At 58.7% G+C, this 12,168-nt stretch carries 11 protein-coding genes; 5 read left to right on the top strand and 6 right to left on the bottom strand.

What is annotated here, in order from left to right; genetic code table 11:
- Positions 1–85 precede the first annotated feature (85 nt).
- Positions 86–574: a DUF3576 domain-containing protein gene (locus GAL_RS16625; protein WP_024098720.1), complete on the bottom strand. Its 489-nt coding sequence runs from the start codon at positions 572–574 to the stop codon at positions 86–88.
- Positions 575–854: 280 nt separating this feature from the next.
- Here GAL_RS16625 and GAL_RS16620 point away from each other — a divergent pair, with 280 nt between their 5' ends.
- Together GAL_RS16620 and GAL_RS16615 are read left to right on the top strand one after the other, a co-directional pair.
- Positions 855–1,796 carry a porin gene (locus GAL_RS16620; protein WP_024098719.1) on the top strand — a complete coding sequence of 314 codons (942 nt, stop codon included), beginning with the start codon at positions 855–857 and terminating at the stop codon, positions 1,794–1,796.
- A 112-nt stretch (positions 1,797–1,908) separates the two neighbouring features.
- Positions 1,909–2,565: a YggS family pyridoxal phosphate-dependent enzyme gene (locus tag GAL_RS16615; RefSeq protein WP_024098718.1), complete on the top strand. Its 657-nt coding sequence runs from the start codon at positions 1,909–1,911 to the stop codon at positions 2,563–2,565.
- A gap of 27 nt (positions 2,566–2,592) precedes the next feature.
- Here the strand turns inward: GAL_RS16615 and GAL_RS16610 are convergent, their stop codons facing one another.
- Both GAL_RS16610 and ribA read right to left on the bottom strand, forming a co-directional pair.
- Positions 2,593–3,090 carry a L,D-transpeptidase family protein gene (locus GAL_RS16610; protein ID WP_040104339.1) on the bottom strand — a complete coding sequence of 166 codons (498 nt, stop codon included), beginning with the start codon at positions 3,088–3,090 and terminating at the stop codon, positions 2,593–2,595.
- A gap of 35 nt (positions 3,091–3,125) precedes the next feature.
- Positions 3,126–4,214, bottom strand: coding sequence for a GTP cyclohydrolase II (ribA, locus tag GAL_RS16605; RefSeq protein WP_040104340.1), 1,089 nt, complete (start codon positions 4,212–4,214; stop codon positions 3,126–3,128).
- 194 nt (positions 4,215–4,408) lie between these two features.
- Here ribA and GAL_RS16600 point away from each other — a divergent pair, with 194 nt between their 5' ends.
- From GAL_RS16600 to GAL_RS16590, 3 genes are all read left to right on the top strand, one after another.
- Positions 4,409–5,095: a response regulator transcription factor gene (locus GAL_RS16600; protein WP_024098715.1), complete on the top strand. Its 687-nt coding sequence runs from the start codon at positions 4,409–4,411 to the stop codon at positions 5,093–5,095.
- Between the two features lie 284 nt (positions 5,096–5,379).
- Complete coding sequence (locus GAL_RS16595) at positions 5,380–6,168, top strand: exodeoxyribonuclease III (RefSeq protein WP_024098714.1); 789 nt, start codon at positions 5,380–5,382, stop codon at positions 6,166–6,168.
- 127 nt (positions 6,169–6,295) lie between these two features.
- Positions 6,296–6,886, top strand: coding sequence for a transglycosylase SLT domain-containing protein (locus GAL_RS16590; RefSeq protein WP_024098713.1), 591 nt, complete (start codon positions 6,296–6,298; stop codon positions 6,884–6,886).
- Positions 6,887–6,961: 75 nt separating this feature from the next.
- Here GAL_RS16590 and GAL_RS16585 read toward each other — a convergent pair whose 3' ends face one another.
- The 3 genes from GAL_RS16585 to GAL_RS16575 all read right to left on the bottom strand — a co-directional run bounded on the left by GAL_RS16585 (position 6,962) and on the right by GAL_RS16575 (position 12,065).
- Complete coding sequence (locus GAL_RS16585; RefSeq protein ID WP_024098712.1) at positions 6,962–7,549, bottom strand: LolA family protein; 588 nt, start codon at positions 7,547–7,549, stop codon at positions 6,962–6,964.
- Between the two features lie 63 nt (positions 7,550–7,612).
- Entirely contained in the window at positions 7,613–10,774 is a 3,162-nt protein-coding gene (locus tag GAL_RS16580) for a DNA translocase FtsK 4TM domain-containing protein (protein WP_024098711.1), read from the bottom strand.
- Between the two features lie 112 nt (positions 10,775–10,886).
- On the bottom strand, positions 10,887–12,065 hold the full coding sequence (locus tag GAL_RS16575; RefSeq protein ID WP_024098710.1) for an aminotransferase class I/II-fold pyridoxal phosphate-dependent enzyme: 1,179 nt from the start codon (positions 12,063–12,065) through the stop codon (positions 10,887–10,889).
- Between the last annotated feature and the right edge of the window lie 103 nt (positions 12,066–12,168).

The raw sequence follows: 12,168 nt of genomic DNA, 5'->3' as shown, positions 1-12,168 counted from the left end.
AACGCCAGGTTTGGGGCCTGGCGCTTGTGATAGTGATGTTTGCCCTGCTGTTCCAGAGGGCAGAAGAGGGGTATGTGCCGCCGCGTCAGAGTTTGCGATCAGCAATCCGAAGCTGCCGCGCCCGGGAGAGAATCGCATCCTCAATCGCGCGTGCTGTGCTGGCGCTGACGGGACCGTTGCGGGTCTGCAGCGATACATTCAGCGAGCGGGCATCCAGAGCGGGGTCCTTGATATGAACCGTGGCGCGATAGGCGCGCCCGCCACCGGGAGGTGTGCCATAGCCGGTTACGATGACCCCGGTGTAGGGTTCAACGGTTTGCAACGGCAAGAAATCCAGCACATCCAGCGTTGCCGTCCAAAGGTAGCGGTTGACCTGAACGATCTGCTCCGCCTTGGTCGGTTTGAACGCGTCCCAGATGGTCGTGCCTTCGATGTTTTCAGGATTGCGTGGATTACCGCCAATGACGTTGTCATTATAGGTCGACGGGCCGCCGCGGTTCTTACCGCCGAATGCGCCACAGCTGGCCGTGACAGCCAGAAGCGAGATGAGTCCTAGATTCGTGAGCCAGCGCATGATGGGCAAGATCCGTTGCTATTCCGGTTGCGGACTAGTCCTAGCCAAGCGATAGGGCGGCAACAAGCCTATTCTTTAATAGACTCTCTCTGTGCGAAGCCGTTGATGCCGCTGGGGTTAAGATACTGTGACATGGTTGCATCAACTTCGGGCCGAAAGGTTTTGCGGTCTGAGCCCAAGCTTGCGTAACGACCCCAAAAAGAGCGAAACGGAGGGCGTACTCAGACTTGTGCCACTCAGCGCCTGTTTGAGCTTGGACATTTAAACCCGAGGGAAAAACATGAAAAAGATTCTCTTCGCTTCGACTGCGCTGGTCGCCACCGCTGGTGTTGCAGCAGCAGACGTTTCGTTCGGTGGCTACGGCCGCTTTGGTGTTGGTTACGTTGAAGACCGCACAGTTGGTGGCACTTCCGACACTGTGATCGTCAGCCGCTTCCGTATGAACATCGACGCATCCGCTGAAACCGACGCAGGCGTGAAATTCTCCGCTCGCGTTCGTATGCAGGCTGACGAAGATGCCGCTTCCGGCGAAGCAAACGCAGCTGGCCTGAACGGCGCGCGTTTCTCGGTTGAGTACGGCGGTCTGCGTGTTGACGTAGGCAACGTTGCTGGCGCAATCGACAACCTGCCCAACTACTACGGCAACGAGCCGGGCCTGGAAAACTTTATGGGCCAGTACTCCGGTGCTGACTATGACTTCATCGGTTACTCCTCCGGTGGCGCAGGCGTAAACGGCGTATACGCACGTTACGCTGTTGGTGACTTCGCTGTTGCAGCTGCTTACGACCAGGCAGCAAACGGCGCAGACGGCGACCGTTTCGACATCCACGCTGCTTACACCTTTGGCAACATCACTGCCGCTCTGGCATATGGTGAGACCGACAACGGTGCAGGTTCCGACTACGACATGACCGTCCTGACTCTCGGCGGTTCCTGGGGTGCATTCTCCGGTACCCTGATTGTTGGTGACGAATCTGTTGCAGCAGTCAACGAATCCGACACCTTCTACGGTATCTCCGCTGCTTACGACGTAAGCTCCGCAACCACCCTGACCTTCGCTTACGGCGACGGCTCCGGCGACGGCGACACCCGCAACATCGGTCTGGGCGTGATCCACGACCTGGGCGGCGGCGTCTCCCTGCGTGGCGGTATCGGCGAAAGCAAAACCGGCAACGCCGACGGCCAGATGCGTGCCGACTTCGGTGCTCAGTTCAGCTTCTAAGCTGATCTGAACCACTACGGTTCTTGGGGCGGGCTCTTACGAGCTCGCCCTTTTCTTTTGTGTAAAAACCGTGTTTGTCTGCGGCATCAGATGACTACAGTGAGACTACCCCATGTCGCTTCAAGACATTCAATCCCGCATTCGTTCCGCCGAAGAAAAAGCGGGTCGCCCGCAAGGCTCTGCACAGCTGATCGCAGTCTCCAAAGTTCAGCCAAACGAACGGGTTGAAGCGGTTCTGGAGCAGGGGCATCGCTGTTTCGGCGAGAATCGCGTGCAGGAGGCCGCGGGAAAGTGGCCGGATTTTTCGACCCGCTATTCAGGTCTTGATCTGCACCTGATTGGTCCACTGCAAACCAACAAGGCGCGGCAGGCGATGGAACTGTTTCAGAACATTCACACCGTGGATCGCCCGAAGCTGGCAAAGACCCTTGCCCGACTGGCGCAGGAGTTGGGTCACTGCCCCAATTTGTTTGTTCAGGTGAACACTGGCGAAGAGCCGCAAAAGGCGGGTATTCCCCCGCGCGAGGCGGACGCCTTTATCCGCGAGTGTCAGGACATGGATCTCATCATTGAAGGTCTGATGTGTATTCCACCCGCGGATGAAGAGCCGAGCCTGCATTTTTCCCTATTGGGTAAAATTGCGGCCCGAAACGGTCTGACTGGTTTGTCGATGGGCATGAGCGGTGATTTCGAAACTGCCGTGGCTCTGGGCGCGACTCATGTTCGGGTTGGATCCGCTATTTTCGGGGCCCGTGCCTACGAAATCTAGGGGCTGGCATGCCAATCTGAAGTTGTGTCACTGTGCCAGCGCCAGCGGCGGCACAATAAGGCGCGTTCGGAGGGCAATCTGTCCGGCCAGCCAGTGCAGGTTTTTTCGTGAGAAGGCGATACATCCCTCCGTTGGGTATCCGGGGCGGCGCCATTGATGCAGAAAAATCGCCGATCCGCGTCCCGGTTCAGCGTCTGGCCAGTTCCAATCCGTCACCAAGATCAGGTCATACAGCGGATCAGCCCGCCTCAGAGCTTCATGGCTGCCAGCGTATGGCGCGCGGACGTGGTGGTTGTAGTCAATCGCACCGGAAGCGTCGGACCACAGATCACCGGGCCCAATCGGTTCCGCCCAGTCTACCGGCGGGGTCATGCGGTCAGGTCGGTAGAGCATTCCGACGATCTCATGGCAGCCGATAGGCGTCGCCCCGTCGCCCTCCGCTTTGTTGCGGGTCAGCCCGCCGCGCCCAATCGTGCAGGGCAGGAGGCGCCCGGCAAAGCGCAGCCCCTGCCGTGTGAGCACCATGTCCATCGGCCCCAAAGCACGCGCTATCGAGGGTCTCACAGCATGTGACCTGACTTGGCGGCTTTGGTTGCGAGGTAACCTCGGTTGAATGCGGTCTCTCCAACCTTAAGCGGAACCCGTTCCGCAACGGTAATGCCGGTTTTCTCCATCATAGAAATTTTGTTCGGGTTATTTGTCAGAAGTCGCACCGATGAAAACCCCAACTCCTTGAGGATGGCAGAGCCCAGACGAAAATCCCGTTCATCGTCCTCGAACCCCAGCCTGTGGTTGGCTTCAACAGTGTCAAACCCCTGATCCTGCAGGGAATAGGCGCGCATCTTGTTGGCCAGACCAATCCCACGCCCTTCCTGGTTCAGGTAGAGCAAAACACCCTGGCCCTCGGCGCCCATTTGCGCCAGTGCCCCATGAAGCTGTGGACCGCAGTCGCATTTCAGCGACCCCAGAACATCGCCGGTAAAACAAGCCGAATGCAGCCGGGCCAGAACTGGCTGGCTGCGGTCAGGTTTGCCGATCTCGATGGCGTAGTGTTCTTCTGCGCCATCCTCCGGGCGGAAGATATGCAGTCGGCCAGCCTCGGCAGCGGCAATCGGCAGGCGGGCGGCGGCGACAGGGTGGAGCGGAGAGCTTTCGACCATCAGCGGAGCAACTGCGGCCAGCGGCAATGTCGTCAACCCGTGGCTTTGGGCGAATTGCGCTGGATGCTCCAGCGGGCAGATAACTGCCGCGGGTAAGAGACGGGCTGATTTCGTCAAAGCAATGGCCAGTCGGTGGAGTTCCACGTCACCGTCCCTATCGCTCCGTAGAGGCCCCTTCATAGGGGTGCGAAGGTCATCGGCCGGATCTGAAACTGCTTGAATCCAGCTAAGATCAGCAGATGATGGAACGGTAATGCGGGCGATATCCCCATCATAGACACGTGCCTTCAGTGTTTCGGCGCGCCGCGCTGTCACCGTTAGCACAATGGGACCAAGCGCGCGCAAGCTGGTAAGACGTTTCGTATCCAAAGGCTCCACTGCGAGGGCAAGAATAGCCTGATCCGGTGTGGTCAGAACCACCGGCAACCCCATCCGCAAATCCACCCGCGCGCGGGCCAGAAGGTCGATCATCGTAGGCATCAGACTCATGCGGAAATCCTGTCGGTCATTGAAATCGTCGGGCGCAGTAGCGTAGCGGCGAGTAGTCATTACGTAGTCATAATTTGGGTGAAAGTGAAACAATTCCCGTCTGATGGACACGTCGGCGTGAAAGCTTTGCAGCATAACTTGTGATCGGGCGATGGACTGCGCATGTGTTGGGAGTAGCACAGGAGGACAAGGTGATGGCCCAACTGAAGAAAATTCTGCTCGTTGATGATGACGAGGATCTGCGCGAAGCCTTGAGCGAACAGTTGGTCATGACTGAGGACTTCGATGTCTTTGAGGCCGAGAATGGTCAGAATGCGATGGAGCGTGCGAAAGAGGCGCTTTACGATCTGGTTATTCTGGATGTTGGCCTACCGGATACGGATGGGCGGGAGCTCTGCCGCCTGATGCGCAAACAGGGCGTGAAGGCACCGATCCTGATGCTGACGGGACACGACAGCGATGCGGACACTATTCTGGGTCTGGATGCGGGCGCGAACGACTATGTCACCAAACCGTTCAAGTTCCCGGTGCTGCTTGCGCGAATCCGCGCCCAGTTGCGCCAGCACGAGCAGTCCGAAGATGCTGTTTTTGCGCTTGGCCCCTATACGTTCAAACCTGCGATGAAGCTGCTGCTGACCGAGGATGAGCGCAAGATTCGTCTGACGGAAAAGGAAACCAACATCCTGAAATTCCTCTACCGCTCTAACGAGGGAGTGGTACAGCGTGATGTGCTGCTGCACGAGGTCTGGGGCTACAATGCAGGTGTCACAACCCACACGCTGGAGACGCATATTTATAGACTTCGCCAAAAAATTGAGCCAGACCCGTCGAATGCACGTATACTGGTGACTGAGTCGGGTGGCTACAAACTGGCGATTTGACATGTCAGCGCCATAGAATCGCCAGGTCTTGGGGCTACGCTGACCACTGAGACAGGCGCCACGGCGCTGATGAGAGTTCCCGTGCATGTCCGGGTAATGACATGTTCCTCCCTGTTGGACTGCCGGGCCTTTGTGCCCGGCCTTTTTTTGCCCAGGTCATGCTGGTTTGGGAATGCTGCATTGATATGCGAGAGCTCCCTTGCAGTCATTTGGCCACTGGTATCACCGCGTCAGAGAGGGCAGTATCGCGCCAACCGCACAGACCTGACAGAAAGAGGCGCGCAATGTCGTTTACCCTAGCCACCTGGAACATCAATTCGGTTCGCCTGCGGGAGCCGATTGTCTGCAAGCTGTTGGCGGAGGAGGGCCCGGATGTTCTGTGCTTGCAGGAATGCAAAAGCCCGGTGGACAAGATCCCGATGGAGCAGTTTGCCGAGCTTGGCTACGGCCATATGGTTGCGCGTGGGCAGAAGGGGTACAACGGTGTGGCGATCCTGTCCCGACTGCCGATCGAGGATGTTGGCGACAAAGATTTTGCAGGCTTAGGTCATGCACGCCACATCGCGGGGCGGTTGGAAAACGGGGTTACGATCCACAATTTCTACGTGCCTGCCGGCGGCGATGTCCCGGACCGCGCGGTGAATGAAAAATTCGGTCAGAAACTCGATTACCTCACGGACATGCGCGACTGGTTCAACGCCGAACGGCCCGAGAAATCCATTCTGGTTGGTGACCTCAATATTGCGCCGCGCGAGGATGATGTCTGGGACCACAAAAAGCTGCTGAAGGTGGTGAGTCACACCCCGATTGAGGTCGAATATTTCGCAGATGTCATGGACGCAGGTGGCTGGTCCGATGTCACGCGCAACGATATTCCTGATGGGCAGCTCTACAGTTGGTGGAGCTACCGCGCCAAGGACTGGGATGCGGCGGACAAGGGACGCCGACTGGATCATGTCTGGGCGACCCCGGATATCAAGAACGCAGCCCATTCCAGCCGGGTGATGCGTGATGCCCGTGGGTGGGAGAAGCCCAGTGACCACGCGCCGGTTTTCGCAACATTTGATCTCTGATCGGTGTTGGGCAATGTCGTCAATGCCACTCCAGCCATAGGCGCCACGGAATAGTGATTTTCACGCCGTCTGCGATTGGTTACACTGCGGCCAAAATACGCCCAGTGATTTACAAGAGGCAGAGGCAATGAGCAGAATCATAGGCGCCATGATCCTATTGTTGATCGTGGCATCCTGCGGCGGTGGCGGTGGCTCACCACCGCGCAATCTCGACAACGCGTGCAGTATCATCAAGCAGCGCCCTGAATATCTGAAGGCGTTCCGCGCCACGGAAAAGCGCTGGGGCGTGCCCATGCATGTACAGATGGCCGTTATCCACCAAGAGAGCCGGTTCCGTTCCGACGCACGCACACCACACCGGTTTGCGCTTGGGGTGATCCCGATGGGGCGGCAATCCAGCGCGTATGGCTATAGTCAGGCGTTGGACGGCACTTGGGACGACTACCGCAGATCAGCTGGACGGCGTGGTGCGAAACGAAATCGCATCAAGGACGCCACCGACTTTATGGGCTGGTACATGAACCAGACGCGGGAACGCAACGGCGTGTCGCTCTATGACGCGCGTAACCAGTATCTCGCTTATCACGATGGCCACACTGGCTATGCGCGGGGCACGTATCGTTCGAAACCTTGGCTGTTGCGCGTCGCTGGTAAGGTGCAGGCACGGGCTGAGATGTATCAGACACAGCTCGCAACCTGTCGCCGCGCACGTCGATAGCTGCGATCTCGACAATGACAAACCCCCGCCCGATGATCGGCGCGGGGGTCTTTTTGTTCCAGGTTACGCTAACAGTTAGCGCGACGGGGCAGAGCTGGTGTTGAACAGTTTCGAAGGCAGTTTTCCACCTGTTTCCAACCCGCCGAGGATCACTGTGGTCTGCCCACCAGAGCCATCGTGAATGACCCATTTGCGCAGCTCGACCGGATTGTCGGTGAACATCATTTCGATGCTGCCATACTCCGGGTTCTTGGGATCCTGCGCCCGGATAATGGTCGAGGTGCCGTCAAAACTGTGACCAACGACCATATTGGCACGCCCAAGGTTCACGTTCCGAGCAAGGATCAGGGAGAGCGGGGTGCGCTTCAGCGGATAGGTTTCCGGTGGCTGGTTGGATTTCGGATCCTGAATCAGCACAGCACCTGCTCCTGCCACCACAACACCCTTGTTCGGCGGGTCATATTCGAACCGCATCCGACCGGGCCGGTGCATATACAGTTTCCCGGTCGACAGGCTGCCGTCATCGTTGATCTGGCTGAAGGGCGCCGTGGCGGTGGAAATCCCGTTTAAGTATTGCGAAACGTCGTTCAGGCTCAGCTTCTCGGCTGCCCATGCAGCCGGGGAACAGAGCGTCAGCGCTATGGCGTAGGCGATTTGTTTCATGGCTTCTAAATAAGGACGCTGCGGCAAATGTGAAGAGGCGGGACCATTGGCCCCGCCCCGAATTCATTGCTCAGGAACCAGAATTTCCCTTTTACCAACGTGGTTTGCTGGGGAAACAAGGCCCTCTTCCTCCATCTGTTCAACAAGACGTGCGGCCTTGTTATAGCCGATGGCGAGTTTGCGCTGGATATAGGAGGTGGAGCACTTACGATCCTTGATCACAATCTGCACTGCGGTGTCATAGAGGGCATCCTCGGTATCGGTATTGCCACCGGTAGACAGGCCCAGAACCGCATCGATATTGTCTGCCTTTTCGTCGTCGGGGCCATCCAATACGTTGCCGATATACTCAGGCGGGCCAAACTGCTTGAGGTGGTTGACGACCTCCTCCACCTCTTCATCGGACACAAATGGACCATGGCAGCGGGTGATCTTGGCACCCCCGGCCATATAGAGCATGTCCCCCATCCCAAGGAGCTGCTCAGCGCCCATCTCACCAAGGATGGTCCGGCTGTCCACTTTTGAGGTCACCTGGAAGGAAATCCGGGTCGGGAAGTTGGCCTTGATCGTGCCGGTGATCACATCGACCGACGGCCGCTGTGTGGCCATGATCAGGTGAATGCCCGAGGCCCGCGCCATCTGGGCCAGACGCTGGATGCAGGCCTCAATCTCCTTGCCAGCAACCATCATCAGGTCGGCCATCTCGTCGACAATGACGACGATGTAGGGCAGGGCTTCGGGGGCGAATTCTTCTGTCTCAAACACTGGCTCGCCGGTGTCATCGTCAAAACCGGTCTGCACCGTCCGGCTGAACATCTCACCCTTGTCGAGCGCTTCTTTCACTCGGCCATTGTAGCCTGCGATGTTGCGGACGCCCATTTTCGACATCTTGCGATAGCGATCTTCCATTTCGCCGACGACCCATTTCAGGGCAACGACAGCTTTTTTCGGATCGGTCACCACCGGCGACAGAAGGTGCGGAATACCGTCATAGACCGAGAGTTCGAGCATCTTCGGATCGATCATGATCAGGCGGCATTCCTCTGGCGTCAGCTTGTATAGCAGCGACAGGATCATGGTGTTGATCGCCACGGATTTACCCGAACCGGTGGTCCCTGCGATCAGCAGGTGGGGCATTTTGGCGAGGTTGGCGACCATACTGTCGCCGCCAATATCCTTGCCAAGCGCAAGCGGCAGGGCATGGGTGCCATCACCAAAATCGCGCGAGGCGAGGATTTCGCGCAGGACAACTTTCTCGCGTTTGTCATTTGGCAGTTCGATACCGATCACTGTGCGGCCGGGCACGGTAGACACCCGCGCAGAGAGCGCCGACATCGAGCGGGCGATATCATCCGCGAGGCCGATAACACGGCTTGCTTTCAGGCCGGGTGCCGGTTCCAGTTCATACATGGTGACAACGGGGCCGGGACGCACTGAAACGATATCTCCTTTGACGCCGTAGTCATCCAACACGGATTCCAGCATCCGGGCGTTTTCTTCCAGCGCCTCATCGCTCAGATGATGACGTTCGATTTGCGCCGGGCTGGTCAGCAGAGAGAGCGGCGGCAGTTCAAAGTCACTGCTGGTATCCTCAAATGCCAGGGGAGGTTGCGCTTCCGCCTTGGCTCGGGTCGATGGTTGCGGCTGTTTGCGTACCGGTTGTTCCACAACGGCCCGACGGGGCTCTGCCACGGGGAGCGTTACAGGCGGTGTCACAGGTGCAGCGTTTGCTGGGGTGCCAGGGACCGCTTGCGCTGTCTGAGGCGTGCGGCGCAGAACCTGTCCAGCACCTGAGGTGACGGCGGGCGCATGTGGCAGATCTTCCGATGCGACATGATCAACGAACTCAGGAGAGCTGTCATGCTGTAACTCAGACGATGTGGCCGCAGGATGATCATAGGTCGCCGCATCGTAGTCCCTATGGGGATCGATCTCGGCAGAGAAACCCGTTTCGGGTGCAGGGGGCAAAGATGGGATCCCCCCCATTGCCGCGTCCATGGCGTCCAGTGATGCACCGGTCAGCGGTGGCTCTGGCGGCAGGCCGTCCACCGCTTGACTGGGATTGAAAATCAGCGGTTCAGGGCGGCGTCCGCGGCCCTTGGTTAGCGGGAAATCCACTTCGGGGGCGACATCAGCAGCTCGGCGTACGCGCACCGCGCTGGCGATTTTCTCCGCGATTCGTTCATCGCCGGGCAGATCGCCCAGATCTGCGGCGGCATCCAGATCGCTTAGGGTCGGTTCAACCAGCTCTGGTTCTGGCATGACCGGTTCTGCGCGACGAATGAGGTTTGGCACGCGGGCAAATAGCCCGGTCTTTTCCTTAACCGGCTCGGCGGCGTCTTCCTGCGCTGCCTCAAAGGCAGGCTCAACCCGAGCATGGGGAGCCGCAGCTGGCCCAAGTGACGGGGCGCCCAGTGGCGGTGCGGCCATGGGGGCATCGTCGAAGTCCATCGGCTCAAACATCTGCGGATCGGTTTCGGCACTGTCGACAACATCGGCCATGGCGACAGCGGCGGCTGTTCGTTCGGCGCGACGGCTGCGATAGCTGAGCGCCGCCTGCATGCCACTGGCGGCACCCCGGCCAAGCAGACCCGCAATCGCACCATAGATCAGGATGAGGCCAACCAGAACAAACCGCAGGCCACGTGTCACCTCGGGTCGGGTGAAGCCGAGCACGGTCGCGCCGAGGCTGACCATGCCAAGCGCCGTCAGCAGCGACAGAAATTTGACGAGAAAGATCAGTCCGACCGGCAGCAGTGCCAGCAACATGCCAAGGAAGGTGTACCCGATCATACCGCCAAGGCCAAAAGTATGGGCCGATTTCCATGCTTCCGAGGGGACCAGTGTTTCCAGGTGCAGAGAGACCAGTAGGAGCCAAGGCAATGACAGCAGCAGCGGCCAGAGAAAACGATCCTCGCCCCGGTGCAGGATACAACGCCCGCCCCAGACTGAAAGGAACAGCGCAATCGCCCAGCTGGCCTTGCCAAAGAGGGTGATGAGAATGAAGGCGACGGAGGCACCGGTGCGGCCCAGCAGATTCTGAACCGGGGCATCAGTGGATACCATCCAGTTGGGATCATCTGCGGAATAGCTGCCGATCATCAGGGCAACCATCAGGCCCAGCCCGATCAGCAAGACACCAATCAGCTCCTTGCCGCGTTTCTCAATGGCCGCCTGCATCGTGCTGTCCAGCAATGGATCACGGCTGCGCGTTTGAAATGCCATGCCTACCTCGTTTCATCTTGTCCATCGGGGTGTCCCGCTTTTGGTGCGGGTTTGATCCCCATGACTTTTCTTATCTTGGCGTCACCCTGAACGGGGCGCATGCAATTGGTCGTCAGTACAGGCAGCTGCGCAACGTGCGCAGGGCGGCCTCTGTCTGTTCTGCGGGCGCAACCAGCGCCACGCGAATATAGCCTTTGCCGGGGTTTTCCGCCCCCTCGCCCTGGGCTAGGTAGGCACCGGGCAGGACCCGCACACCAGTTTCCTGCCACAGTTTTAGTGTGGCGGTCTCTCCGTCTTCGACCGGAAGCCAGAGGAAAAATCCCGCCTCGGGTGCCATATAGCCGTCGAGCCCGTCAAAGACCCGATCCGCGATCCGGTATTTCTCCTGATAGAGTGCGCGATTCTCGGCAACATGCGCTTCATCGGCCCAGACCCGGGCCGCGGCCGCCTGTAATGGCGCGGGCAGAGGGGCGCCGGAATAGGCACGCAGCTGATGCACGCGTTTCATTGTATCCGGGCCGCCTGCAATCAGACCTGAACGCAGACCAGCAAGATTGGACCGTTTCGAGAGCGAGTTGAACAGAACAACGCGTTCGGGATCTGCCCCCAGCTCCTGCGCCACGCTCAATGCGCCGACAGGTGCGGTATCGCGGTAGATCTCAGAATAGCATTCGTCAGCAAAGATGCGGAAATCATACTGTTCCGCCAACTGGATCAACTGGGTCCAATATGCCCGGCTGGCAACAGCGCCCTGCGGGTTCGCGGGGGAGCAGATGTAGGCCACCGCAGTACGGTTCAACACCTCCGGCGATAGGCTCGCATAGTCGGGCAGATGGCCGGTATCTGCCGTGGCAGGCACAAAAACAGGCTCAGCCGCGACGGAGATCGCCGCCACCATGTAGACTTGATAAAACGGATTAGGGATCAGAACTACGGGTTTGTCACCGTTTTTCTGCTCCGGGCATAATGCCATTGCGGCGTTGTAAAGACCCTCACGAGTGCCATTCAGCGCCATCACCTGTGTCATTGGGTCAACGCTCACATCATAGCGGCGCTTGATCCAGTCGCTGATGGCGCCGCGCAACTCGGCGCTGCCTTCGTTTGGCGGATAGCTTTGGAATCCGGCGGCATTTTCGACGATGACATCGGTAACCCAGGCAGGGAAATCATGTTTGGGTTCGCCAATGGTCATATGCACCACGTCGCCGCCCGGCGTGTGGTGGTCGAGCAACGCCCGCAGGCGCGGAAACGCATATGGCGGCAGGTTTGAAAACCGCTCCGGAAAATTCATATATCTGGCCTCAGGTCCGGGATCGTTAGTGCCCCGTTTACGAACAAACTACAGAGCCGATCCCGCTGCGTCCAGCCACGCAAAACCGGGCTTGGCGAAATGT

Origin of the sequence: Phaeobacter gallaeciensis DSM 26640 (assembly GCF_000511385.1) — a bacterium.
Classification (GTDB): Bacteria; Pseudomonadota; Alphaproteobacteria; order Rhodobacterales; family Rhodobacteraceae; genus Phaeobacter; species Phaeobacter gallaeciensis.
This window is presented reverse-complemented; position numbering and strand designations above follow the sequence as displayed.